This is a genomic window from Nocardiopsis sp. KDC1DS13DA1 (genome assembly GCF_055632325.1).
In genome coordinates, this window is sequence record NZ_JBVMUY010000038.1 from 14,871 (window position 1) to 38,237 (window position 23,367).

Consider the following 23,367-nt stretch of genomic DNA (forward strand, 5'->3'; position numbering starts at 1 on the left):
CCGGGACGATCTCCGGTTCGGTGATGCGGTCGGCGGCGGCTCCGTCGTAGGGGGGAGGGGGTCCTGTGGTTCGGAGTGGCGATCAGGACCGGCTCCGAGGGGCCGGGCACCGCCGTGACCCCGGCCGGTAGGGCGGCGGTGGCGGCCAGCCGTGCCAGGACCGCTACCGCCGGCGGCTGACCGCGGTCGGTCATGAGGCGCTCTCCCTGGGTCTGGTCGGTGTTCTCCGCGGTGCCGACGCCTGGTGGCGAGCCCGCCGGCCGATGGGCGGGTGCGGAAACAGGATTTCTGCTCCAGGTCGGTATCGGGGTTTTCCTGATGAAAAGTTCTGATGATGAAACGGATGTCGATGGCCGATGCGCACGGGGTGATCCGGCGGGTGCACATCCCCTGTGACCTCCCCGGCCTTCTCCGGTCGGAGGGATTTCGCATTCTCGCAGCAGATCGGCGGTGCCTGAACCGGGATTCCGTTCTTTTGTTTTAGCTTTGTGCGGAGCGGATCCGGCGGCAGTGCCCGCCGCATGACGGGAGGAAACTGATGCGACGCCCATTCATCACACGCCCTCTGGCGGCGACCGTCGCCGCGCTGAGCGTGCTGCCACTCACCGCGGGCGGCGCCGAGGCCGCCTCCGGCACCCCCTCGACCGGCCGGGGAGAGATCATCGCGCCACGCGAGTTCAGCGGCATCACCTGGCTGGCCGACTCCGACACCGCGGGGAGCGACGGGGAGCCCCAGCAGATCTTCCTGGTCTGCCACGACACGCGGGACAACTACGCCGAGCGCGACCTCCCACGCCTGTCGATCGTGCGGACCCCCGTCGACACCGATGGGATCATCGTCCAGGAACTCGACGTCGCGTTCCCCAGCGTGCCCAACGACCTGGAGAGCATCGCCCGGGTACCCGGGCGCGACGAGGCCCTGCTGGTGGAGAGCAACGCCGACGGTGACGATCCCGACCCCACCATCTACCTCGCCAGGTGGGACGAGGACCTCGACATCACCATCGCGGGCTCGGTGCCCTGGCCCAGGACGCCCGAACCGCTGGTCAACGTCGAGGCGACGGCCGTCGCCACGGTCCGCGGAAGGGACTACTTCGTGTACGCCGAGCGGGCGCAGGGAAGCGACACCACCAACATCAACATGACCCGCCTGATGATCGGGAGGAACGGCGAGATCAGGTTCGGCGGGGAGTGGACGTCCGTCTCCTTCACGGCGAGCGCCCCGCCCGGCGCGCGCCCCGCCTCGGGCATGGACATCGACAGGCGAGGCAACGTCTACGTCTCGTCCGCCTACGACCCCGGTGACCTCGGCCCCTTCGACAGCGCCGTGTACCGCGCCGCCGTGGTCCGCCCGGGCGGACCCATCGGGGCCCGGCTGCGTCCGGTCAGTCCGCCGCAGGAGCTCGCGCGCAGCTCGGGACTCAAGGTCGAGGGGGTCGCGTTGGTCGACGGCTCCTTTCCCATGTTCATCAGCGACGACGACGAGGACTACGGCGGTCTGCTCCGCCAACTGCGGGTGACGCGGCAGGGCGGCGGCTCCTGAGCCCTCGCCCGCGACAATCGGCGACACCGTCCCGGTACGCGGGCGGGACCAGGCCGGGCGGTGTCCCCGACGGCGGGCCGGGGCGGCGCGCTCCGACCCGCGGCACGCCGCGGTCTCCCGTTACCACAGCATGTGTCCGGCCACCTACCTAAGCTCGGTGACATGGCTATTCAACGGATGGACAACGTCGGCATCGTCGTCGACGACCTCGATACCGTGACCGCGTTCTTCCTCGAACTCGGCATGGAACTGGAGGGCGAGGGACGGGTCGAGGGACAGTGGGCGGACCGCGTCGTCGGACTCGACGGTGTCCGGACCGACATCACGGTACTGCGGACCCCGGACGGCCACAGTCGGCTCGAACTGATGAGGTTCCACACGCCGTGGGCGGTCGCCACCGAGCCGGCGAACGCACCGGCGAACGCGCTGGGTATCAGGCGCGTCATGTTCGCCGTCGACGACATCGACGACGCTGTGGCCCGCCTGCGCGCCCACGGTGCCGAACTCGTCGGCGAGGTGGCCCGGTACGAGGACAGCCACCGCCTCTGCTACGTCCGCGGCCCCGAGGGCGTCATCGTCGGCCTGGCCGAGCAGCTCGGATGAGGCCGGCCGGAGCACGGAGGGTGTCACCGTGCCGCGGCACCATGCCAGGTATGGACAGTCTTCAACGGTACTCCGACTCCGCCCGAGAGCGGGGGGTCCCCGAACAGGCCATCGAACTGGCTCTTCGCCTCGCCCGCCCCCAGATCGAGCTGAGCTCGACGAACGGGGGCGGCGGGGCCGCCGCCGGGCGCTACGGGGGGCTTCCGCGTCTTCCCCGGGAGGTCGCGTGGGACGACGGCGCCGACTTCGTCGCGTCGGTCGACTGCGCGGCTCTTCCGCGGGACGCGCTCGACATCCCGCTGCCCAAGGACGGGCACCTGCTGTTCTTCGCCCACAAGACCGACCCCGACGGGGACGGGGGCGGCCGCGTCGTTCACGTACCGGCCGGAACGGCCACGGCCGAACGCTCACCCGACCAGGAGGACGCCCCCCACACCGAGCCCCGCCCCCTCCACGCCCGGACCGTCTGGTGCCTGCCGACGGACGGGGACGACGCCGTCGTGGCGGACGAGGAGACACGGCGGACCTACATCGGATACGGGCTCCAGGACCGGCTCGACGGGGGTACGGCCCCGGATGCCGAGCTGCTCCTGGGCGGATACGCCTACTCGCCGCAGGACCCTCCGATCATGGGCTCCTCCCCGGACGACGAGAAGGGCGGCTGGGTGCTCCTGGCCCAGGCGCAGTACGAGATGCACGACGAACCCTCCTTCACCGGATGCCCGTTCTGGATCATCCGGCGTGACGACCTGGAGTCGATGAACTTCGCCGCGGCCGAGGTGGTGATGTGGCACTACCACTGAGGCGGACCCGGGAACGGGCGGGGCGGTCGGCGGGCCGGAGGAAACGGGGGGCTACGCTGACCGGTGCGGTGTCGACCCCTCGCGGCGGCAACCGACCGGGGGCCGGTACCCGCCGCCCCGGGGTACTCCACGGGAAAGTTCCTCCATGTCTGTCATCTCACGCGTCGCCGACGCCGTCGGCCGCTGGTTCGCCCCCCTGGTCCTGCTCGGAGGGGTTCTCGGACTGCTCGCGCCCGACCTGGCCTCGGCCCTCACCCCCCACATCCCCCTCCTGCTCGGCGTCATCATGTTCGGCATGGGTCTCACCCTGCGCCCGGTCGACCTCTCGATCGTGGTCCGCCGCCCCAAGGCGGTGGCCCTGGGCGTACTCGCCCAGTACACGGTGATGCCGCTGCTGGGGTACGGGATCGCCCATCTGCTCGACCTGCCCCCGATGCTCGTGGTGGGCATGGTCCTGGTGGGCGCGGCTCCGGGCGGAACCGCCTCCAACGTCATCGTCTACCTGGCCCGCGGGGACGTGGCGCTCTCGGTCGCGATGACGTCGGTCTCCACACTGCTGGCTCCGGTGCTCACCCCGCTGATCGTGCTGGCTCTGGCCGGTTCGACGCTGCCCGTCGACACGGGCGCCCTCTTCCTGTCCATCGTCACCATGGTGCTGCTCCCCGTTCTGGCGGGACTCCTGCTGCGCCGGTTCGCGGACCGGGCGGTCACCGCCGCCCTCCCGGCGCTGCCGCTGGTGTCGGTCACCGGGATCGTGGTCGTGGTCGCCGGTGTGGTGGGCGCCAACGCCGACACCGTCCTGGGTACGGGCCCCCTGCTGGCGCTGGCCGTGGTGCTGCACAACGCCCTGGGTCTGGCTCTGGGCTACCTGGTCGGCCGGATCGGCGGGGTGCCCGAGAGCGGGCGCCGCGCGGTCAGCGTCGAGGTCGGTATGCAGAACTCCGGGCTGGCCGCCGCCCTGGCCACCGCGCACTTCGCGCCCCTGGCCGCGCTGCCCGGAGCGCTGTTCTCGGTGTGGCACAACATGTCCGGAGCGGCAGCGGCGTCGTGGTGGTCCCGCCGCCCGCCGCGGGACCCGGCCGCCCGGACGGGAGCGGAGGTCACCGAAGCAGGATGACCGCCCGGCCGCCGGGGGCGGCGCATGGCAGGCTCCGGCGCTCGCCAGTGCGGTGCCGGGCCCGGGCCCCGCGGCGCGGGGGTCCGGCCTCCGATGCCGCCAGCGCCGAGCCCGGGGAGCGCGGGCGACCGTGTCCCTGCACCGTCCCTACACCCCGTGCACGTCCTGACGGACGGCGGCGTAGCGCTCACGCACGTGCGGCACCAGGGCGGGCTCGATCTCCGGGCCGGTCTCGACGGTGTCCCACTCCGGGGGCTGGCCGACCCCCGACAGCGCCCACGCCGCCTGACGCGCCGCGCCCAGGGCCACGTACTCCGCCGGTGCGGGCACGACCACCGGCGTGCCCAGGACCGTGGGGGCGATCGCGCGTACCGCCGCCGACCGGGCGCCGCCGCCCAGGAGCAGCACCCGGTGCACCGGGACCCCGGTGCCGGTCAGCGCGGCGAGCCCGTCGGCCAGCCCGCACAGCATGCCCTCCACCGCCGCGCGCGCGATGTTCTCCGGCCGCATGTTGGACCGGCGCAGGCCGTGCAGCGAACCGGCGGCGTCCGGCAGTACCGGTGTGCGCTCACCGTCCAGGTACGGCAGCAGGACCACCCCGCCCGCGCCCGGCTCGGCGGCCATGGCCAGCTCGTCCAGCCCGGCCAGGTCCACGCCCAGCATCGCCGCGGTGGCCGTGAGCACCCGCGCGGCGTTGAGGGTGCACGCCAGCGGCAGGAACCGTCCGGTGGCGTCGGCGAATCCGGCCACCGTTCCGGTGCGGTCGCGGGTGGCCCCGTCGTTGACCGCGAACACGGTTCCGCTGGTGCCCAGGGACAGCGCGGCGTCCCCCGCGCGCAGTCCCAGCCCCAGCGCCGCACCCATGTTGTCCCCGGTGCCCGGGGCGACGAGCGCGCCCGAGGAGGTGTGCCCCACGGCCTCGTTCGGTGCGGCCACCCGCGGCACGCAGATCTGGCGCCCGAACGCCCGCACGAGCAGGTCGGTGCGGTAGACGCCCTCCGGCGGCGACCAGTAGCCGGTCCCCGACGCGTCACCGCGGTCGGTGGTGGGTTCGCCCTCGCCGCCCGCCAACCGCCAGGTGAGCCAGTCGTGCGGCAGCATCACCCCGGTTACGCGCGCGGCGGCCTCGGGCTCGTGCTCGGCCAGCCAACGCAGCTTGGTGACGGTGAAGCTGGCCATGGGGACACTGCCCACGGCGTCCGCCCACGCCTTGGGGCCGCCGAGTTCGGCCACCAGGTCGTCGGCGGCCTCAGCGGAGCGCAGGTCGTTCCACAGCAGGGCGGGGCGCACCACCTCGCCCTCGCCGTCCACCGTGACCATGCCGTGCTGCTGTCCGGCGACGGCCACCGCCGACACGCCGTCGAGCAGGCCGGACGCGGCATCGGTCAGCGCCGACCACCACTCACGGGGGTGGATCTCGGTTCCGTCGGGATGCGGTGCGCGCGCCTCACGCACCACCGCGCCGCTGTCGGCGTCGCTGACCACGATCTTGCAGGACTGCGTCGAACTGTCGATTCCGGCGACCAGGGCCATTTTCGCTCCGGGTGTGGTGGGGGGATCGGATGGGTGGGGCCGGGGGAGTCACGTGCCCTCGGCCTCCAGCAGGAACCGCGCGGTCGCGACGTCGGTGACCAGGGAACTGATCACTCCGGTGCGCAGGACGGCACGGACGGCCTCGGCCTTGCCCGTGCCCCCGGCGACCGCGACGACCTCGGGAACCGCGCGCAGCTGTTCCAGCGTGATGGCCACGACGCGTTGGGACAACCCCGGGGCCACGGGAGAGCCGTGGGCGTCCACCGCGCGGGCGCACACCTCGGCGCGCACCCCCTGCTCCTCCAGCCGGTCGCCCTCCTCCGGGGAGAGGGCGTCACGGACCAGTGACCTGTGCGGTGTCCAGGCGCCGATCGCGACCACCGCCTTGGACAGCTGCTCGTAGCGCTTCATGGCGTCGGCGACCTGGGGCTGGGCGTGCAGCGCGTGGGTGGTGGCGGCGTCGGAGACCACCAGGGGGGCGTAGATCGGGTAGGCCGGGCCGCGGGCCAGGCTGGCGACGCGGCGGACCAGCTCGACCGAGTTCTCCTCGACCCCGCCCGGCAGGACGCCGGTGAGCTGGACGACCGTGCAGCGCGGCAGCTCGCCCAGGGCCAGGGTCATGGCGTTGAGCGTGCGTGAACAGGCCAGGCCGAGGGTGTCGCCCTCCTCCAGGATCTCGGTCAGGTACTCGGCAGCGATCCGGCCCATACTGCGGCGCACGGTGTCGTCGTCGCCGACCTGGTCGACCACGACGGCCTCGTGCAGCCCGTACCGCTCGCGCAGTTCGTGGGACAGGGCGGGGTCGATCTCGGTGGGGGCGGAGATCTCGATGCGCACGATTCCCGCCTCGCGGGCCTCGTCCAGGATGCGCGCCACCTTGAACCGGCTGATGCCGAAGTCGTCGGCGATGCGCACCTTGGAGTCGCCCTCGACGTAGTACCGCCGCGCGACCGCCGTCGCGCGGATGAGCTCGGCCGGCCGGAACGTGCGTCGCGCTGCCATCCACACCTCCTGAGGTTTCGCTCATATGAGCGGTTCATTGCTCATTATTGCATCTGACCTTGACTGGTGACAGCCGTCACAACTTGAATGAGCCGCGGATCGCTCGAATGATGCGAATACCGCTCGAATGAGCGCGGATGGGTCAGGTGGCCGAAGGGCCCGGACCCGACCGCCCGTCCCCCGGGAGGAAGACATGTCGGAACGCACCCCGCCTCGGGGCCTGCCCCTGGCGGCGGCGACCGCCGTACTCGCACTGACGGCCACCGCCTGCGCCGGGGCGGGAGGCGACGCCTCCGGCGCGGAGCGCGTGGTGACCGTGGCGACGGTCGCCAACCCCCAGATGGAGGACATCGAGTCCCTCATCGGCGCGTTCAACGAGGAACACGACGACATCACGGTGGAGTTCGTGGTCCTGCCGGAGAACCAGCTCCGCGACCGCGTCACCCAGGACATCGCCACCCAGAGCGGCCAGTACGACGTCGTCACCATCGGCACCTACGAGGTCCCCATCTGGGCGGAGAACGACTGGATCCTCAGCCTCGAGGACTACGCCGGCGACCCCGCCTACGACGTCGGGGACATCATCCCCACCGTCCGCTCCGCACTGTCCTTCGACGACCAGATGTACGGAGCGCCCTTCTACGGGGAGTCGTCCTTCCTGATGTACCGGCAGGACCTGTTCGAGGAGGCCGGCCTGGAGATGCCCGAGAACCCCACCTGGGAGCAGGTGGCCGGGTTCGCCGCCGAACTCGACGACCCCGACGACGGCACGGCGGGCATCTGCCTGCGCGGCGTTCCCGGCTGGGGCGAGCTCCTGGCCCCGCTCAACACGGTGATCCTCACCCACGGCGGCCGGTGGTACGACGAGGAGTGGAACGCCCACCTGGACTCTCCCGAGGTCGAGGAGGCCGTCCGGACCTACGTCGACCTGGTGACCGAGTACGGCCAGCCCGGAGCGCCCAACGCCGGGTTCACCGAGTGCCTCACCACCATGGCCCAGGGCGACGCCGCGATGTTCTACGACTCCACGGTCGCGGCCGGCAATCTGGAGGACCCCGAGTCCAGCAGCGTCGTCGGCGACATCGGCTATGTGGCCGCCCCGGTCGCCGAGACCGACCACGCCGGATGGCTGTGGGCCTGGGCGCTGTCCATCCCCGCCACCTCCACCGACCCCGAGGCGGCCTGGGAGTTCGTCTCCTGGGCGACGTCCAGGGAGTACCACCGGTTGGTCGGGGAGGAACTGGGCTGGGAGCGCGTTCCGCCGGGGGCCCGCACCTCCACCTACGAGATCCCCGAGTACCAGGAGGCGGCCGCGGCCTTCGCCGGCCCCACGTTCGACGCCATCGAGAACGTCGACGTGCAGCAGCCGGGCCTGCACCCGCAGCCGTGGACCGGCGTGCAGTACGTGGCGATCCCCGAGTTCCAGGACCTGGGCACCCGCGTCTCCCAGGAGATCTCCGCGGCCATCGCCGGGCAGCAGAGCGTGGAGGAGGCGCTGCGCAAGGCCCAGGAGTACGCGCAGGAGACCGCCGAGTCCGGCGGCTACCGCGACTGACCCCCACGCACACCGACCCGAACACCACACCCGCGAGGACCGACCATGACCGCTCAGACCACGCCGGACACGGTGCGCGGCGGGCCGCCCGGTTCCACCCGGACCGGGATCTGGGCCAGGAGGGGCCCGCTCCTGCCCGGACTGCTGTTCGTCATCGCGATGACGCAGATCCCGTTCCTGTTCACCGTCTACTACAGCTTCCAGGACGCCAACCTGCTGCGTCCGGACTCCGGCGGGTTCACCGGACTGTCCAACTACGGTGCCGTCCTCGGCGACGCGCTGTTCCGCAACGCCGTCCTGAACACCGTCCTGCTCACCGTCGGTGCCGTCCTGCTCTCCCTCGTGCTGGGGCTGGGGCTGGCCCTCCTGCTCGACCGGGCCTTCCCCGGACGCGGGATCGTGCGGACCCTGATCATCACCCCGTTCCTGGTCATGCCCGTCGCCGCCGCGCTGCTGTGGAAGACGTCCATGTACCACCCGGTCTACGGTCTGCTGAACTGGGCGCTGTCCCCGCTCGGGGTGCGGGCCGACTGGGTGAACGACTTCCCGCTGCTGTCCGTCATCCTCGTGCTGACCTGGCAGTGGACCCCGTTCATGATGCTCATCCTGCTCGCGGGACTGCAGAGCCAGCCGCCGGAGGTCCTGGAGGCGGCCAAGGTCGACGGAGCCGGGCCGCTGGCCACCTTCCGCCGCATCACCTTCCCGCACCTGCGGCGCTTCCTGGAGTTGGCGCTGCTGCTCGGCACCATCTACATCGTCCAGACCTTCGACGCGATCTACATGATCACCCAGGGCGGTCCCGGCCAGTCGACCACCAACCTCCCCTACTTCATCTACCTCCAGGCGTTCCGCGCCTTCGAGGTCGGCGAGGCGGCGGCCGCGGGGGTCATCGTGGTCGCGGCCACCCTCGCCGTCGGCACGCTCGTGCTGCGCGTGGTCTCCCACCTGTTCGAGGAGGAGTCGTGACGACCCTGACCGGTACGGGCACTCCCAGCACCGGACGGGCCCCGGCTCCCGCCCGGCGGCCCGCCCCGCGACCCCGCCGACGGCGCCGGTTCCGCATCGGCGCGGGCCTGCCCGCGTGGATCCTGGGCGTGCTGATGTTCTTCCCGGTGCTCTGGATGTTCCTCACCGGGTTCAAACAGGAGTCGCAGGCCTCCACCGACCCGCCCACCCTGTGGTTCCAGCCGACGCTCGACCAGTACGCGGCCGTCCTGGGCCGCGACTTCGTCCCCTACCTGCTCAACTCGCTGCAGGCGTCGCTGCTGTCCACGGCCCTGGCCATCGTCCTCGCGGTGCCCGCGGCCTACGCGCTCTCGCTGGTGCGCATCCCCAAGTGGCGCGACTCGCTGTTCTTCTTCCTGTCCACCAAACTCCTGCCGCCGGTGGCGATGATCCTGCCGCTGTACGTCATCGCCCGCGACCTCGGCGTCCTGGACGACGTGCGGACCCTGACCCTGGTCTACACGGCGATGAACATGCCCATCGCCGTGTGGATGATCCGCTCCTTCCTGGTCGAACTGCCCGAGGAGGTGCTGGAGGCCGCGCGCATGGACGGCGCCGGACGCATCCGGGAGATGCGCAGCGTCATCCTGCCGATGATCGCTCCGGGCCTGGCCGCCACCGCCCTGATCTGCTTCATCTTCGCCTGGAACGAGTTCTTCTTCGCCGTCAACCTGACCGCCTCGCAGGCCTCCACCGTGCCCGTGTTCCTCGTCGGCTTCATCAGCGGCGAGGGACTGTTCTGGGCCCGCCTGTCGGCCGCCTCCACCATGGCGGCCCTGCCCGTGATCATCGCCGGATGGACCGCCCAACGCTGGCTGGTCCGCGGCCTCTCCCTGGGAGCCATCAAGTAATGCGCGCACTCGTCATCAGTGAACCCGGAACCTACGCCGTCGAGCGGGTCGAGGACCCGTCCCCCGGCCCCCGCGAGGTCGTCGTGGCGCCCGCGGCGGTCGGTGTGTGCGGCACCGACCTGCACATCCTCGACGGGGAGTTCGCCCCCACCCCGTACCCGATCATCCCGGGCCACGAGTTCGCCGGGACGGTGGTCGCCGTGGGATCGCAGGTCACCGAGCTGTCCGTGGACGACCGTGTCGCGGTCGACCCCTCCCTGTTCTGCGGGGAGTGCGCCAAGTGCGCGGTGGGCCGCGGCAACCTGTGCGCGAACTGGAACGCCATCGGCGTCACCGGGCCGGGGGCCGCCGCGGAGTTCGCGACGGCCCCCGCCGCCTCCTGCTACCGCATGCCCGACGCCATGCCCTTCGCCCACGGCGCCCTGGTGGAGCCGCTCTCGTGCGCCGTGCACGGCTTCGACCTGCTCCCGGGACGCGTCGGGGAGCACTACCTCGTCTACGGCGCGGGCACCATGGGCCTGCTCATGGCCCAGCTCGCACGCTCGGCCGGTGCGGCCAGCGTGTCCGTGGTGGACCCCAACACCGACCGGCTGGCGGTCGCCGCGCGCCTGGCCGCGGACGCGGTGGGCACCGGCCCGGACGAGCTCGACCGCCGCGAGTGGGAGGTCGTCATCGACTGCACCGGCGTGGTCGCCGCGATCGAGGACGGCCTGACCCGGGTGGCGAAGGGCGGCACCTTCCAGGTCTTCGGGGTCGCCCCGGCCGAGGCGACCGCCACGTTCTCGCCGTTCCGCGTCTACAACGACGAGATCACCGTGGTCGGGAGCATGGCCGTCCTGCACAGCTACGGCCGGGCGGTCGACATCATGGCCAAGGGGGTGGTCGACGCCGACGCCATGGTCACCGACACCTTCGCCCTGAAGGAGTACGGCGCCGCCGTCGACGCCTTCCGGGCCGGTCGGGGCCGCAAGCTCCAGATCGACCCGCGCGCGTAGCAGCGCGGTCCCGCCCCGCCCGCGGCCGTCCTCAGCGGGTGCGGGCGGGGCCTCGGCCGGGCCGACCTCCGTCTCCGGCGTGGCTTGCCTGCGGACCACCGATAAGATATTTTATTTTTTGTGCTTCTGATCGTCTTCGGAGAGGGGTCGCGCCATGGGGAGGGGCCGCCGCCCCAGCGCGCACCGCGCATCACCAGTGAGGGAACAGCCATGGTCGACCGAAGGGCGTGGGCCGAGCCCGGGGTGGAGACACTCCGCCCGGGGGTGCACCGGATTCCCCTGCCGCTGCCCAGCGACGCCCTGCGCGCCGTGAACGTCTATGTGCTGGAGGACCTGGCCGAGGGCGGCGGTCTCGTCATGATCGACAGCGGATGGGCCCTTCCCGGGGCGCGCCGGGCCCTGGAGGAGGGCCTGGCGGCCATCGGCCGCGACCTCGCCGAGATCCGCGACATCCTGGTCACGCACGTCCACCGCGACCACTACACCCACGCGGTGGATCTGCGCCGGTCGCTGGGCTGCCGGGTCCACCTCGGAGCCGGGGAGCGCCGCGGCCTCGAACTGCTCAACGAACGGCGCGGCGGACTGCCCTTCCTGCTCCGTACCCTGCGCCAGGCGGGGGCGGCCGCACTGGCCGACGAGGTCCGGCCGATCTACTCCGACGGCTACGACCCCCGTGACTGGGAGGCCCCGGACCGCTGGCTGGGCGCGGAGACGCTGCGCTTTCCGGGCGGTGGACTCCGGGTCGTCCCCACCCCGGGCCACACCCGGGGACACGTCGTCTACCTGGACGAACGGCGCGGTCTGATGTTCTCCGGTGACCACATCCTGCCGCACATCACGCCGTCCGTCGGTTTCGAACCGGCCGATCCCGGGGGGCGGCCGCTGGCCGACTTCCTGGACTCGCTGCACCTGATGGCCGGGTACGGCGACGCCCGGCTGCTGCCCGCGCACGGTCCGGTCACCGACAGCGCGCACACCAGGGTCGCCGAGCTGCTCGCGCACCACGAGGTCCGGCTGCGCGCGACCCTCGCGGTCCTGGGGGAGGGCGCGCACGACGCGTTCACCGTGGCCCGCGGCCTCACCTGGACCCGCCGCGCGGTGCCCTTCGACGGGCTGGACGCGGTCAACCGGATGCTCGCGGTCAACGAGACCGTGGCCCACCTGGACGTTCTCGTCATGCGGGGGCGGGCCGCCGTCGAGACGGCCGACACGGTGCACCGGTACGCACGCGCGTGCTGACGCCGCGGCTGCGCGTGAGGATCGCGGCACACGCCCCGCCCCCGCGGTCCGCGGGGAGCGCGAGACGGGGATCGCCGTCGACGCCGAGGCCCCGTCGGTCCGGCTCCCGGGGCGGACGCCGTGGCCGCCCCCTGTCCGTCCTCCACCGCGGCGGTCCGGATGGCGTCCACGCGGCGGGCCTCAGCGTGCCCGCCGGGCTGTTCGCCGTGTCCGGGCCCCGTCTCGGCCGACGGTGCCCGGACACGGGGACCTACTTGGACTCGACGCGTCCGAGCGGGTGGGCTGCGGTGGCCAGAGCGTCGCACGCCTCCCGCCAGCCGGTGTCCCCGGGGCGGAGCGCGGAGCGGAGGTAGGCCGAGGTGAGCCGCTGGACCTCGGCCACGCGCTCGGGGTTCTCGTCCGTGGTCTCGGCGACGTCGTATCCGGAGACCCCGCCGAGCCCGTGCTCGGCGCCGAACAGGGTGAGCAGGGACTTGGGGCCCGGCGCCAGGAAGTACGGGTCGGTGTGCCACTCCGGGCCCCGGACCGTCAGGTGGGCCGAGGCGTCCTTGTCACCGGCGACCACGAGCGCGGGCGCGGTCATCGTGGAGAAGTCCGTGGTCAGGAGGAAGGAGTAGTTCTCGGCCACGAACCCGGTGACGGCGTCGCCGCCCCTGCCGGGCGCGGCGAGCAGCACGCCCGCCCTGATCCGGGGGTCGGCCAGGTTCACCTCCGTTCCGTCGTCGGGGTCGGTGAGCCGCGCGCCCAGGAGCAGGCTCGCGGTGTGCCCGCCCATCGAGTGCCCGGCCACGGCGACCCTGTCCCGGTCCACGCGTCCGCGGAGCTGCGGGACCGCGGTCTCGATCGCGCCGAGCCGGTCGATGACGCGTGTCATGTCCTCGGCCCGCGACCGCCAGAACAGGGGCGCCCCGGGGGTGTCGGGGGGCAGGTCCAGGCTTCGCGAACTCAGGTGGGTGGGTTGGATGACGACGCACCCGTGCGCCGCCCAGTGGTGGGCGAGCGGCGCGTAGCCGTTCAGCGAGGAGAGGTGGTGCGAGGGCCCCTGCCCGTGGGAGAGCAGGACGACCGGCAGGCCGCTGCCCGTCACGGGCGCCGAGACCCGTACCTCCAGGTCGACGGCTCGTCCGGGCACCGGGAGCACCACCGGGCCGACCGAGAGGACGGGCGCGGGGGAGCCGGCTGTGTAGGTCGGTTCACGCATGGGGCGTGGTTCCCTTCGACGGTTTCCGCCACCGTTCACGGCGGCGTGCGGCGGGTGGGGCGGAGCGCGCATCGGTCCAATAAGCGGAGCGATGTTCCGCTTAATATACGGAACACTGCTCCGCTTTGTAAACGGAGTAGTGTTCCGCTGTGTCGGAGGTGGGAGGAGAACGTGGTGTCCGGTCCGAACCAGTCCGGGGAGGCGCCCGTCCGGGGCAAGCGGGCCGACGCGCGCCGCAACCAGCAGAAACTACTCGCCGCGGCGGCGGCGGTCTTCGTCACCTCCGGCGTCGACGCGCCCATCCGCGAGATCGCGGCCAGGGCGGGTGTCGGGATGGGGACGATCTACCGCCACTTCCCGACCCGGGCGGACCTGGTCGTCGCCGTCTACCGCCACCAGGTCGAGGAGTGCGCGCAGGCGGGCCCGCGTCTGCTCGCCGACGCCGACTCCCCGTTCGCGGCGCTCCGCGGGTGGGTCGACCTCTTCGTCGACTTCCTGGTCACCAAGCACGGGCTCGCCAACGCGCTGGGATCGGACGGCGGCGGCTTCGACGCGCTGCACGCCTACTTCCTCGACCGCCTGGTGCCCGTCTGCGCGGGCCTGCTCGACGCCGCGGTCGACGCCGGTGAGATCGGGACCGGCGCGCGGGCCTACGAGCTGATGCGCGGCATCGGCAACCTCTGCATCGGGCACGAGGGCGACCCCCGCTACGACCCCCGCCGGTTGGTCGACCTGCTGCTCCGGGGGCTGCGGCGGCCGGAGCCGTCCTGATCCGGTCGCGCGAGTCGAACCCGCCCGCGTTCTCGCCCCAGTGCAGACCGCGTAGTTTATTCTCTGGGCCCCGGCATCCGACCGCGGGCCCGAACATGGCGGTCACCCCCGCCAGCCCCGGAGGCCGCGTGGCACCCACCGCCCCGGTCCGCTGCCGGGCGACCGGTCAGGCGGACTCCTGGTCCTCCCAGAGGCCGCGCCGCCGCAGGAGATCGACCAGGTGCTTGGTGCTCTCCTGGAGGTGGCCCTCGACCAGCTTGCGGGCCTCCCGCGCGTTGCCCGAGCGCAGCGCCTCGATGATCCTGCGGTGGTCGTCGCGGGTGGCCTCGACGTGGCTCTCGACCGTCGCGTAGAAGCGGTTGGGCAGGTGCTGAACGATCGAACCCAGGATCAGCGCCAGGCGGTGGGATCGCGCGGCCAGGTTGACCTGGCGGTGGAACGCGTGGCCCAGGGCCCCGATCCGCTCCTCGTCACCGACCCCGACGGCCTTCTCGTAGTCGTCGAGGATCTCCTCCAGACGGGTGATCTCCTCGGGGGTGATGCGCTTCGCGGCGCGGGCCGCGAGCTCGCCCGCCAGCTTGGCCTGGGCCCAGAAGATGTCGTGGACGTCCTCGGCCGTGAAGGTCTCGACCATGAAGCCCCGCCGGGGAACCAGCTTGACGAAGCCCTCGCTGCGCAGCGCGAGGAGCCCCTCGCGAACCGGCGTGTTGCTGACGCCCACGGCCTCGGCGATCGGCTCGAGTCGCAGGAACTCTCCGGGACGGGCCTTGCCCGAGAGGATGAGCTCCCGAACATAGGCGGCGACCTCCTCCGGGAGGCCGCGTGCCTTGCTGCCCACGGTTGTCATGCCACATCACCGATTCTCGTTTTCATATGAAGTTCTCCATATGATATCGCTGCTGCCGCGTGTACCCGTGGGGATCCCGTGCTGGTCACGTCCTTTCATGCGCTCCGCCCCCGGCCGTTCCACAGGCGAGCGTGTCGATGGTGCCGTCCGCGCCCCCGGTCCGCCGCCGAGGGGCGGGTGGAGGCCGTTCGGCGCGGGCTCGACCACCGCGCCGAACAAGCGGGGGCGGACGCCGGCCGCCTCGGTCACCTCTGGCGGAGGATGCCCTCCTCCACGACCACCCCCGCCTGCGGTCCGCCCTCCCCGCAGCCCGGACCGTTGGCCTCCAGCATCTGGGGGGTGACGGTGGCCGTGCCGGTGAGGAGCGCCCCGCCGTCCTCCCCCAGGAGCGCCACCGTCACCTCCACGGGCTCGGCCGGAAGTCCGTCGACGAACGCGAAGCCGTGCAGACCCGGGGCGGGAACGGACCGCGCGCCGCAGACCCCGTCCTCACAGCCCTCGCCGACGCTCTCGGTCGACTCCGACAGCTCGATCTCGGAGTCACCGCACCGCCCGTCCCAGCACACCTCCACGTTCGCGGACCGCGCTCCCGCGGCGTCCGAGGGTGCGACGTCCAGTGCCACGCCCACCGGGACGCCGATCTCCGTGCAGACCCCTCCCGGGCCGATCACCGAGGCACAGCCCGTGACGGCGCCGACCAGGAGCAGAGCTGCGGCCCGCGGGCCCAGTACCGTCGTCGTGCCCCGTATGCGCACCGTCTCCGCCCTCCTGGTCCCGCTCGCCGCGTGACCGGTTCACGCCTTTTCTCATGAATGTAGACCCCTTCGGGGGACATCCGGGCGAGAGCGGTCGGTCACCCTCCACGGCCGGAGCTTCTCGGGGTTGCGCACCGCCCAGATACGCCGGATCCTGTCGCCCTCGACGTCGAAGGCCGCCACCGTCGAGGCGACGCCGTCCGTCCGGACCATGAGGCCGGGCTGGCCGTTGACCGTGCACTCCAGGATGGCCAGGTGCTCGACCCGGGCGGCGACGCCGACCATGTGGCGGACGATCGGCCCGCTCCCCTGGAGCGGGCGGAGCACGGCACGGACCAGGCCGCCTCCGTCGGCGGTCATCGTGGCGTCGGGGTCCAGGAGGCCGATGAGGGCCCTGATGTCCTTGGCCTCCCACGCCCGCCCGAAGTCCCTGACGATGTCGGCGCTCCGGGCCGCCGGAGCCGCGGGTTCCCGCCATGACCGGAGCCGACGGCGGGCCGAGGAGGCCAGTTGGCGGCATGCCGCCGGTGTGCGGCCGACGATCTCGGCCACCTCGGCGAAGGAGTAGTGGAAGACGTCGTGCAGGATGAGCGCCACGCGCTCGGCCGGGGTCATCGATTCCAGCGCGACGAGGAAGGCCATGCGGATCGACTCGTCGAGTGTGACCCGGTCCGCCGGATCGTCCTCCGCGCCACCCCACCGTCCGCTGACCCACCCGGCGTGTCCGGGCAGCGGTTCGGGGATCCATGCGCCCACGTAACGTTCCCGCCGGGCCCGTGCCGACCGGAGAAGGTCGAGGCAGATGCGGCTGGCGACCCTGGTCAGCCAGGCGCCGGGGGACGTGACGGCCTCCCGCTGCCGCGCGGACATGGCGTACCAGCGGGCGTAGGCCTCCTGTACGACGTCCTCGGCCTCGGCCAGGGAACCGAGGAGCCGGTACGCGAGACCGACGAGCTGACGCCGTTCGCCCATGATCGCGCCCAGGCCCGGGTCGAGCGGGCCGTTTCCTGGTTCTGCCGGGTTGTTCACGGGTCCTCGGCTCCCCTCCGCCCCGGGCCGCCGTCGGGACCGACAGGAGAACACCTCACCATGACCACGACCACGACGACCGACCGGGACGAACTCCGGTCACGTATGCCCGACCCCGCGCGGTTCCTCCCCGAGCTGCCGCGCGTCGCCGGGGTGATCTCCCAGGCCGTCCGGAACGGTCCGGTGCCGCAGACCACCGTCACCCTGGTGCAGCTCCGCGCCGGGCAGATCGTCGGCAGCACCTACCACGCCGTGCGGCAGACCGGCCTCCTCCGCGAGGCGGGGGAGGCCGAGGAACGGATCGCCGCCGTGGCGTCGTGGTGGGACGCCCCTTTCTTCACCGGCGCGGAACGGATCGCGCTGGAGCTCGTGGAGGCCGTCCTCACGCCGAACCCCTCCGGGGAGCGCGTCCCCGACGAGCTGTACGCCAGGGCGTCGGCACACTACGACGACAGGGAGCTGTGGACGCTCATCCTGGCGATCAGCCAGATCTGCTTCTTCGTCCCCGTCGCCCTCATCGCCAGGCCGACCCCGGGTAGACCCCTCGGGCAGAACTACAGCGAATAGCATTCGACCGCTCAGGACGAGGACGGCACGGGTGCCTCGTCCTGAGCGCGGGTGCGGAAAAGAATGCGACCCCCTTTCTTTCGTGTTTGCCGCCGCAGTGGAACCCGGGTACGGTGCGTTTCCTGCGGCAAAGAGCAGCACAAGGTTTGACGCTCCCTCTCTTTCGCACGTCATCAGCGGTATCCGTGTTTTTCCCCGGAGGTTTCGTGTTTCACCGTGCCCTTTCCCGCTCCGTTTCCCCCGCGCATCCCGGTTCCCCGTTCGACATGTCCCGACGCGGAATGCTCGGACTGGCCGGTACGGCGGGAATGGCGGCCGTGGGCGTGGCCGGTCCGGCGGCACGGGCCCGTGCCGCCGAACGCACCTGGCGGGTCACCGGCGAGGACGTCGCCCCGCTCGCCCACTTCGACGACGTCATGCGCGACTACATGCGGGCGCGCGGGATCACCGCGGGTTCGCTCGCCGTGGCGAGGAACGGCAGGCTGACCCTGGCACGCGGCTACACGTGGGGCGACGACACCGTCGCGACCACCCGGCCCACCGACGTCTTCCGCATCGCGAGCCTGAGCAAGCCCATCGCGGGCACAGCCGTCATGCGGCTCGTCCAGGAGGGGGTCCTGGACCTGGACGCGCCGCTGGCCGACCTCATCGACCTCGCGCCGCCGCCGGGGGAGGCGGCGGACCCGCGCCTGGCCCAGGTCACCGTCCGGCGTGCGCTGCAACACCTCGGCGGATGGGACCGGAACCTGTCCTACGACCCGCTGTGGAGCACCATCCGGATCTCCCGTGAGCGGGGTTGGGAGCTGCCGCTCGGTGAGGACGAGGTCGTCTCCCACACGAGCGGGATGGAGCTGGACCACGCGCCCGGGACCCGTTACGCCTACAGCAACTACGGGTACCTGCTGATCTCCCGGGTGATCGCCCGGGTCACGGGCGTGAGCTACGAGGACTACGTCGTCTCCGACATCCTCGGCGCGGTGGACATCGCGCGGATGCGCGCCGGACGGTCGCTGGCCGCCGACCAGGAGGGCGAGGTCGAGTACAACTCGAAGTACACGGTGACCTCCGCGGTCGACCCCTCGGGAGCCCGGGTCCCCTACCCCTACGGCGGGTTCAACCTGGAGATCCAGCTCGGCAACGGGGGGTGGGTGGCCTCGGCCGCCGACCTCGCCCGGTTCTGCACCGTCTACGACACCCCCGAGGCGGCCGGGGTACTGACGCCCGCATCCATCACCACGGCGTTCGCGGCGCCCGAGATCGGCGGGGGCGCGACCCACTACGGCCTGGGCTGGTCCGTGCGCCCCACCGGCAACGGCCAGAACACGTGGCACTACGGGAGCATGCCGGGCACCTACACCTTCCTCGCGCGCAGCAACGGCTACACCGTCGTGGCGCTGTTCAACCAGCGCAAGGAGGGCGACGACCTGAACTGGGGCGAGATCGACCCGAACCTGTGGACCGCGGTGAACCAGGTCGGGACCTGGCCCACCGAGGACCTCACGCCGCTCTACTTCTGACCCGCGGGGCCCTGGTCCGCCGCACCGCCTCCGCCGGCGAACTCAACCGCGGTCGGCCCGGGCGGCGCGCTCCAGGAGCCCGACCACCTCCTCGTCCGAGGTCTGGGAGAACTCCTGGTACCACTCACCGACGGCGCGGAACACCTCGGGCTCCTGGACGCACACCACCTCGTCGGCCACCCGGCGCAGGTCCGCGATCGAGTCGGGGGAGCCGACGGGCACCGCGAGCACCACCCGGTCGGCGCCCTGGGCCCGGGCCACCTGGCACGCGGCCCGGGCGGTCGCGCCGGTGGCCACGCCGTCGTCGACCAGGACGACCGTCCGGCCGGTCAGCGCAACCCGGGACCGGCCGCGGCGGAACCGTTCCACCCGCGCGTCCAGCTCCGCCTGCTCGCGACGCCGCACCCCGTCCATTTCCGCCTCGCTGACGCTCGCCATGCGGATGATCGGGTCGTTGACGACCCGCACGCCGCCCTCGCCGATCGCGCCCATGGCCAGTTCGGGCTGGTGGGGGACGCCCAGTTTGCGGATCACGATCACGTCCAGCGGCGCGCGCAGCCGCCGGGCGACCTCGAAGGCGACGGGCACGCCGCCGCGTGGCAGCCCCAGCACGACGACGTCCTCGTCGCCCAGCAGCTCGCCTAGTCGCTCGGCCAGGCGCCGCCCGGCGTCGACGCGGTCCCGAAACTCCGTCATCGTGTCCTCCCCGGGGCTATGCGGGGGTGATCAGACCGTAGTGGCCGTCGTAGCGGTGGTAGAGCACGTTGCCCCGTCCGGTCCGGGCGTCGAGGAAGAAGACGAACGGCAGTCCGGTGGTCTCCAACCGGTCGATCGCCTCCCGAACGCCCATGCGCGGCGGGGGGTGCGGGCTGACCGTCAGGGGGACGGCGGTCGTGCCGTCGCGGCCGGGGCGCGGGTCCACCTGGGCCAGCCGGTACCCCTCGTCCGCGTGGTAGATGACGCTGTCCTGCCCGGTCTCGGCGTCGGTGAACAGCAGGAAGCCGTAGTCCAGCGCCTCCATGTCGAAGGCCGCCTCGTCGGGGGTCTCCGCGGCCAGCGTGAACGACTTGTGCCGGATCACCTCCCGTTCCTCCGCCGGACGCGGGTAGTGGTCCGGGCGGTGGGTGGGCTCGGCGCCGTGCCGCCACTCGTGCGGTCCCGCCGCCGGCCGGCCCCCGCGTCGGGCCTCCCAGTGCCGCCCGACCCGGTCGAGCCGGGCCAGCAACCGGTCGTGCAGCAGGTCGACGGCCTCACGCATGGTCGCCGCCGCCACCTGCGCTCGCACCGGGCGGCCGTTGACGTCCAGGTTGGCCTGGGCGACCGCCGGGCGCGCCACCGCCGGATCGGCGGCCATGGTCAGTCTCACGCGGGCGAAGAGCACCGGTTCGGGCGCGCGCCCGAACACCGCTGCGACCGTCGAGCGGGCGTGGTCGGCGGAGTCGCGCGGCACCGCTCCCCGGTGTTCCACGGCCACCTCGGGGGCGGCCCACGTCGTCGGCCGGTTCATGACAGCCCCTGCCTGGTCTCCAAGGGGTAGACCCCCTACTCTTCCCAGCTTGGGGTACGCGGGCTCTCCTGACCGGGGGCGGTGGACCCCGGAGGCAGGGGCGAAGGTCCCTCCGGCCCGGGGAGACCGGCACGCAACACCGGTTCCACGACCGTCGGGCCGTCGCCGGTGCGCCCGCACGCCGGGCCGGCGCCCCTCGGCAGGGCGCGGTCAGGGCCGGTCGGCCGGCGTGACGGGTGTGACCTCCTGCAACAGGCCCCAGGTGAAGTCGGCGAGGTGACGGCCGCCGGCGGAGTCGGTGAGCAGCAGCCGCCAGCGCGAGGGCGCGGTGCCCTCCAACGGTGTCGAGGGCAGCGCGCGGGCGACGTCGTCGATGACGAACGACCAGGGCCGGAGGTCGTCGACACCGCGCAACGGGGGCGCCGGTACCCGCGGGGCGCGCACGAGCCACTCCTGGACCAGGGCGCCGCCGGGGGCGGTGACCACCTCCAAGCGCAGGTCCGGCCAGAGCGACACCGGCCACTGGCGGGCCTCGCACGACATGCCGCCCACGGTGATGTCGCGCCGGGACGGGGCGGGGCCGAGGACCGCGGTGAACCGGCGGACCGCGCCGCCGGCCCCGCGCCCGCCCCGCGCCATGGCCTGCCAGCGCCGGTTGGCCTCGCGCATCCCGGTCGCGGTGGCGCCGAGTTGGCGCACCGCCTCCTCGACCAGATCCGGCTGGAAGTCGGCCATCCTGCGCAGCAGGACCAGTTGGAACTCGAGCGCGCCCATGCCACGACCCTAGCGCCGGTCGGGTCCGCGCTGGCGTGAGGAGACCGCCGGAGGGTGGGGCCGCCCGTGTGGCGCCGCGTACGGTCGCGGTGTCCTCGGGGCGAGCCGAGGGGGGACACGGGCGGCACCGTCAACCCGGACCACCTGCGCGGGAACCGTGCCGCCATGCGTTTCGCGCGCGGCTTCGTGGACCGGGGCAAGGCGGAGGTGGCCACCGACCGGGGCGTGACCACGAGCCGCGCCCCCGGGGACCTGCCCGCCTCCTGCGCGCGTCGTCAGGGAGGTCGCGCACGGCTAGATCGTGTTCGCCGGGGCCGTCCCGCCGGCCGACGGGACGGCCCCGGGACGTCGCAGACCGACCTGGGCGTCGCGCACGTGCAGCGCCAGGTGCGTCTCCAGGCGGCGCGGGGAGGCGTCCCACCCCGGGCCGAGCACGACACCGATCCGGGTGAGCCGCTGCCGCACGGTGTTGCGGTGCAGGTGCAGCAGCTCGGCGACCCGCGCGACGCTGCCGTCGGTCTCCAGGTAGTGGAAGGCGGTACGGGCCAGGTCGGTGCCCCGCTCGTCGTCGTAGGCCAGCAGCGGGTCGATGGCACTGGTGAGCGACCTGGGCAGGCCGCCGGTGCGGGCCAGGTCCAGGAGCGCGTGGACCATGCCCAGGCGGTCGCCGTCGAGCACGCCGACCTGGTCGAGGGTGATGAGCGATCCGAGGGCGAGTGACGCCCGCCGGTGCGCGTCGGGCAGGTCCCGCGGTGCCGCGACCGGGCCGGAGGCCCCCGCCCGCAGCGGCCAGCCGCGGCTCGCGAACGCCTCGCGCAGCGCCCCCTCCCACCTGGGCGAGGCGGTGATCAGGCACAGGTGGTCGGAGTGCACGGTCATCACGGCCCGCCCGACCACCGGTCGCAGCACCTGCTGGCACCGCCGCGCGTCCGCGGGGGGCACGTCCAGGGCCACGCACCACAGGCGGTCGTCGGAGCGTAGGCCCCACCTGCGCATCCGCCGCTCCAGCCGGTCGTGCGGGAGGTCGGTACCGGAGAGCAGGACGTCGATCAGCTCGTACTGCCCCCGCAGGTCGGCGTCCTCCTCGGCGCGTGCGAAGAGCAGGGCGAGGGCGGCGTGCACCGCGACCCTCTCCAGCAGCGCCCGGCCGTCGGGGTCCAGGACCGAACCCGTGTGCACGGTGCCGAGAGTCTCGGCCGCCGCGGTGATGGCGACGGTGGTGCCGGGCTCGGGGACCGCGCCCGCCGTGGCCGGGTCCGCGGTCGCGGCGAGCAGCCCGCCCGAGGCGTCCCGCAGGTACAGGTCGTCGTCGAGCGCCCCGCGACCGATGGTGAGGACGCGCCTGACGTCCGGGGAGACCATCACCGCGTCCAGGAGCCTGCGGTCGAGTTCCAGCATCCGGGTGGCCAACTGCAGCTCGGCGGCGCTGCGCCGGTGCTCCATGTTGAGCAGTTCGGTCCGGCGGGCCATCTCCTCGAAGCGCAGCGAGTTGTCGATCGCGACCGCCGCCTGTTTGGCGATCGACTCCACGCAGCTGACCTCCTCCGGCTCGAACCGGCGGGACCGGCGCTCGGCCACGATGAGCGCGCCGATCACCCGGCCCGCCACGGTGAGCGGCGCGCCCATGATCGTCTCGACCGCCTCGGCCCGCACGATCTCGTCCACCTCGGGGTCGTGGACGACCGACGCGTCGTCCAGGTACGCGCAGGTCTGGAAGGGCGCCAGGCCGGTGGCCACCTGACCCAGCACCCCCACACCGAGCGGCATGCGCAGGGCCCGGTAGGCGGGCGTGGTGACGCCGTCGGACTGGCGGATGTAGGTGTCGCCGCGTTCGGGGTCGTTGAGGCTGATGTAGGCCATGTCCGCGCCGACGATCGCGCGCGTGCGGCGCACGATCGCCTGGAGCACGGCCTCCACGTCGCGTAGGGCGGTGAGGTCGGTGGCCGTGTCGAGGAGGACTCTCAGCAGGTCCTCCCGCGAGCGCCCCAGAGTGTTCACCATGCACACAGCCTAGGCCGACCAGTGGTCACCCGAACATCGTGTCTCACATCACCTGCGGGTTAAGTTTCGGAAAGTTGCCTGGTCAGGCGCCATGTGGTGGTGCATGACCGGTTCCCACGACCGGCCGCCGAGAGCGCGGTCCGACAAGGAAG

At 72.6% G+C, this 23,367-nt stretch carries 22 protein-coding genes; 12 read left to right on the forward strand and 10 right to left on the reverse strand.

Translation table 11 applies throughout. From position 1 onward, the window contains the following. The first annotated feature begins 538 nt into the window (after nucleotides 1–538). From ACTVAJ_RS24795 to ACTVAJ_RS24810, 4 genes are all read left to right on the forward strand, one after another. Nucleotides 539–1,543 (forward strand): hypothetical protein, encoded by a 1,005-nt coding sequence (locus tag ACTVAJ_RS24795; protein ID WP_470390666.1) that lies wholly within the window; start codon nucleotides 539–541, stop codon nucleotides 1,541–1,543. Nucleotides 1,544–1,720: 177 nt separating this feature from the next. Then, nucleotides 1,721–2,146, forward strand: coding sequence for a VOC family protein (locus ACTVAJ_RS24800; protein WP_470390744.1), 426 nt, complete (start codon nucleotides 1,721–1,723; stop codon nucleotides 2,144–2,146). 50 nt (nucleotides 2,147–2,196) lie between these two features. Next, nucleotides 2,197–2,949, forward strand: coding sequence for a DUF1963 domain-containing protein (locus ACTVAJ_RS24805; RefSeq protein ID WP_470390667.1), 753 nt, complete (start codon nucleotides 2,197–2,199; stop codon nucleotides 2,947–2,949). A gap of 145 nt (nucleotides 2,950–3,094) precedes the next feature. Then, nucleotides 3,095–4,066: a bile acid:sodium symporter family protein gene (locus ACTVAJ_RS24810; RefSeq protein WP_470390668.1), complete on the forward strand. Its 972-nt coding sequence runs from the start codon at nucleotides 3,095–3,097 to the stop codon at nucleotides 4,064–4,066. Between the two features lie 147 nt (nucleotides 4,067–4,213). On the opposite strand, the gene xylB is transcribed toward ACTVAJ_RS24810, so the two are convergent. Both xylB and ACTVAJ_RS24820 read right to left on the reverse strand, forming a co-directional pair. Beyond that, nucleotides 4,214–5,599 carry a xylulokinase gene (gene xylB, locus ACTVAJ_RS24815; RefSeq protein WP_470390669.1) on the reverse strand — a complete coding sequence of 462 codons (1,386 nt, stop codon included), beginning with the start codon at nucleotides 5,597–5,599 and terminating at the stop codon, nucleotides 4,214–4,216. 48 nt (nucleotides 5,600–5,647) lie between these two features. After that, nucleotides 5,648–6,601, reverse strand: coding sequence for a sugar-binding transcriptional regulator (locus tag ACTVAJ_RS24820; protein WP_470390670.1), 954 nt, complete (start codon nucleotides 6,599–6,601; stop codon nucleotides 5,648–5,650). Nucleotides 6,602–6,794: 193 nt separating this feature from the next. On the opposite strand from ACTVAJ_RS24820, the gene ACTVAJ_RS24825 reads away from it, so the two are divergent. The 5 genes from ACTVAJ_RS24825 to ACTVAJ_RS24845 all read left to right on the forward strand — a co-directional run bounded on the left by ACTVAJ_RS24825 (nucleotide 6,795) and on the right by ACTVAJ_RS24845 (nucleotide 12,246). Further along, nucleotides 6,795–8,156 (forward strand): ABC transporter substrate-binding protein, encoded by a 1,362-nt coding sequence (locus tag ACTVAJ_RS24825; RefSeq protein WP_470390671.1) that lies wholly within the window; start codon nucleotides 6,795–6,797, stop codon nucleotides 8,154–8,156. 45 nt (nucleotides 8,157–8,201) lie between these two features. Continuing rightward, nucleotides 8,202–9,122, forward strand: coding sequence for a carbohydrate ABC transporter permease (locus tag ACTVAJ_RS24830; RefSeq protein ID WP_470390672.1), 921 nt, complete (start codon nucleotides 8,202–8,204; stop codon nucleotides 9,120–9,122). Further along, nucleotides 9,119–10,012, forward strand: coding sequence for a carbohydrate ABC transporter permease (locus ACTVAJ_RS24835; protein ID WP_470390673.1), 894 nt, complete (start codon nucleotides 9,119–9,121; stop codon nucleotides 10,010–10,012). Before ACTVAJ_RS24830 ends, ACTVAJ_RS24835 begins: the two co-directional genes overlap by 4 nt. Next, nucleotides 10,012–11,007 (forward strand): alcohol dehydrogenase catalytic domain-containing protein, encoded by a 996-nt coding sequence (locus ACTVAJ_RS24840; RefSeq protein ID WP_470390674.1) that lies wholly within the window; start codon nucleotides 10,012–10,014, stop codon nucleotides 11,005–11,007. Before ACTVAJ_RS24835 ends, ACTVAJ_RS24840 begins: the two co-directional genes overlap by 1 nt. Before the next feature lie 210 nt (nucleotides 11,008–11,217). Next, complete coding sequence (locus ACTVAJ_RS24845) at nucleotides 11,218–12,246, forward strand: MBL fold metallo-hydrolase (protein WP_470390675.1); 1,029 nt, start codon at nucleotides 11,218–11,220, stop codon at nucleotides 12,244–12,246. A 250-nt stretch (nucleotides 12,247–12,496) separates the two neighbouring features. Here ACTVAJ_RS24845 and ACTVAJ_RS24850 read toward each other — a convergent pair whose 3' ends face one another. Next, a complete protein-coding gene (locus ACTVAJ_RS24850) occupies nucleotides 12,497–13,447 on the reverse strand; it encodes an alpha/beta hydrolase family protein (RefSeq protein WP_470390676.1) in 951 nt (316 codons plus the stop codon). A 174-nt stretch (nucleotides 13,448–13,621) separates the two neighbouring features. Between ACTVAJ_RS24850 and ACTVAJ_RS24855 the strand changes: the two genes are divergently transcribed. Then, the gene (locus ACTVAJ_RS24855) at nucleotides 13,622–14,218 is read left to right on the forward strand and encodes a TetR/AcrR family transcriptional regulator (protein WP_470390677.1); all 597 of its coding nucleotides are present in this window, start codon (nucleotides 13,622–13,624) and stop codon (nucleotides 14,216–14,218) included. Nucleotides 14,219–14,384: 166 nt separating this feature from the next. Here the strand turns inward: ACTVAJ_RS24855 and ACTVAJ_RS24860 are convergent, their stop codons facing one another. From ACTVAJ_RS24860 to sigJ, 3 genes are all read right to left on the reverse strand, one after another. After that, the gene (locus ACTVAJ_RS24860) at nucleotides 14,385–15,065 is read right to left on the reverse strand and encodes a GntR family transcriptional regulator (RefSeq protein WP_470390678.1); all 681 of its coding nucleotides are present in this window, start codon (nucleotides 15,063–15,065) and stop codon (nucleotides 14,385–14,387) included. Nucleotides 15,066–15,310: 245 nt separating this feature from the next. Then, the gene (locus tag ACTVAJ_RS24865) at nucleotides 15,311–15,820 is read right to left on the reverse strand and encodes a hypothetical protein (protein WP_470390679.1); all 510 of its coding nucleotides are present in this window, start codon (nucleotides 15,818–15,820) and stop codon (nucleotides 15,311–15,313) included. 51 nt (nucleotides 15,821–15,871) lie between these two features. Beyond that, nucleotides 15,872–16,849, reverse strand: coding sequence for an RNA polymerase sigma factor SigJ (gene sigJ / locus ACTVAJ_RS24870; protein WP_470390680.1), 978 nt, complete (start codon nucleotides 16,847–16,849; stop codon nucleotides 15,872–15,874). Between the two features lie 60 nt (nucleotides 16,850–16,909). On the opposite strand from sigJ, the gene ACTVAJ_RS24875 reads away from it, so the two are divergent. Beyond that, nucleotides 16,910–17,416, forward strand: a complete 507-nt coding sequence (locus tag ACTVAJ_RS24875; RefSeq protein WP_470390681.1) for a carboxymuconolactone decarboxylase family protein — start codon at nucleotides 16,910–16,912, stop codon at nucleotides 17,414–17,416. Nucleotides 17,417–17,682: 266 nt separating this feature from the next. After that, the gene (locus ACTVAJ_RS24880) at nucleotides 17,683–18,933 is read left to right on the forward strand and encodes a serine hydrolase domain-containing protein (protein ID WP_470390682.1); all 1,251 of its coding nucleotides are present in this window, start codon (nucleotides 17,683–17,685) and stop codon (nucleotides 18,931–18,933) included. A gap of 42 nt (nucleotides 18,934–18,975) precedes the next feature. Here ACTVAJ_RS24880 and ACTVAJ_RS24885 read toward each other — a convergent pair whose 3' ends face one another. From ACTVAJ_RS24885 to ACTVAJ_RS24900, 4 genes are all read right to left on the reverse strand, one after another. Next, nucleotides 18,976–19,629: a phosphoribosyltransferase gene (locus ACTVAJ_RS24885; RefSeq protein ID WP_470390683.1), complete on the reverse strand. Its 654-nt coding sequence runs from the start codon at nucleotides 19,627–19,629 to the stop codon at nucleotides 18,976–18,978. 16 nt (nucleotides 19,630–19,645) lie between these two features. Beyond that, on the reverse strand, nucleotides 19,646–20,440 hold the full coding sequence (locus tag ACTVAJ_RS24890) for a sigma 54 modulation/S30EA ribosomal C-terminal domain-containing protein (protein WP_470390684.1): 795 nt from the start codon (nucleotides 20,438–20,440) through the stop codon (nucleotides 19,646–19,648). Nucleotides 20,441–20,650: 210 nt separating this feature from the next. Then, nucleotides 20,651–21,214 (reverse strand): hypothetical protein, encoded by a 564-nt coding sequence (locus ACTVAJ_RS24895; protein WP_470390685.1) that lies wholly within the window; start codon nucleotides 21,212–21,214, stop codon nucleotides 20,651–20,653. Nucleotides 21,215–21,508: 294 nt separating this feature from the next. Further along, on the reverse strand, nucleotides 21,509–23,215 hold the full coding sequence (locus ACTVAJ_RS24900; RefSeq protein WP_470390686.1) for a helix-turn-helix domain-containing protein: 1,707 nt from the start codon (nucleotides 23,213–23,215) through the stop codon (nucleotides 21,509–21,511). Nucleotides 23,216–23,367: the final 152 nt, after the last annotated feature.

Excerpts from the sequence above, each read along its gene's own strand:
- ACTVAJ_RS24795 (WP_470390666.1), top strand. The coding sequence starts at position 539 with ATGCGACGCCCATTCATCACACGCCCTCTGGCGGCGACCGTCGCCGCG.
- ACTVAJ_RS24800 (WP_470390744.1), top strand. The coding sequence starts at position 1,721 with ATGGACAACGTCGGCATCGTCGTCGACGACCTCGATACCGTGACCGCG.
- ACTVAJ_RS24805 (WP_470390667.1), top strand. The coding sequence starts at position 2,197 with ATGGACAGTCTTCAACGGTACTCCGACTCCGCCCGAGAGCGGGGGGTC.
- ACTVAJ_RS24810 (WP_470390668.1), top strand. The coding sequence starts at position 3,095 with ATGTCTGTCATCTCACGCGTCGCCGACGCCGTCGGCCGCTGGTTCGCC.
- xylB (WP_470390669.1), bottom strand. The coding sequence starts at position 5,599 with ATGGCCCTGGTCGCCGGAATCGACAGTTCGACGCAGTCCTGCAAGATC.
- ACTVAJ_RS24820 (WP_470390670.1), bottom strand. The coding sequence starts at position 6,601 with ATGGCAGCGCGACGCACGTTCCGGCCGGCCGAGCTCATCCGCGCGACG.
- ACTVAJ_RS24825 (WP_470390671.1), top strand. The coding sequence starts at position 6,795 with ATGTCGGAACGCACCCCGCCTCGGGGCCTGCCCCTGGCGGCGGCGACC.
- ACTVAJ_RS24830 (WP_470390672.1), top strand. The coding sequence starts at position 8,202 with ATGACCGCTCAGACCACGCCGGACACGGTGCGCGGCGGGCCGCCCGGT.
- ACTVAJ_RS24840 (WP_470390674.1), top strand. The coding sequence starts at position 10,012 with ATGCGCGCACTCGTCATCAGTGAACCCGGAACCTACGCCGTCGAGCGG.
- ACTVAJ_RS24845 (WP_470390675.1), top strand. The coding sequence starts at position 11,218 with ATGGTCGACCGAAGGGCGTGGGCCGAGCCCGGGGTGGAGACACTCCGC.
- ACTVAJ_RS24850 (WP_470390676.1), bottom strand. The coding sequence starts at position 13,447 with ATGCGTGAACCGACCTACACAGCCGGCTCCCCCGCGCCCGTCCTCTCG.
- ACTVAJ_RS24860 (WP_470390678.1), bottom strand. The coding sequence starts at position 15,065 with ATGACAACCGTGGGCAGCAAGGCACGCGGCCTCCCGGAGGAGGTCGCC.
- ACTVAJ_RS24875 (WP_470390681.1), top strand. The coding sequence starts at position 16,910 with ATGACCACGACCACGACGACCGACCGGGACGAACTCCGGTCACGTATG.
- ACTVAJ_RS24880 (WP_470390682.1), top strand. The coding sequence starts at position 17,683 with ATGTCCCGACGCGGAATGCTCGGACTGGCCGGTACGGCGGGAATGGCG.
- ACTVAJ_RS24885 (WP_470390683.1), bottom strand. The coding sequence starts at position 19,629 with ATGACGGAGTTTCGGGACCGCGTCGACGCCGGGCGGCGCCTGGCCGAG.
- ACTVAJ_RS24890 (WP_470390684.1), bottom strand. The coding sequence starts at position 20,440 with ATGAACCGGCCGACGACGTGGGCCGCCCCCGAGGTGGCCGTGGAACAC.
- ACTVAJ_RS24895 (WP_470390685.1), bottom strand. The coding sequence starts at position 21,214 with ATGGGCGCGCTCGAGTTCCAACTGGTCCTGCTGCGCAGGATGGCCGAC.
- ACTVAJ_RS24900 (WP_470390686.1), bottom strand. The coding sequence starts at position 23,215 with ATGGTGAACACTCTGGGGCGCTCGCGGGAGGACCTGCTGAGAGTCCTC.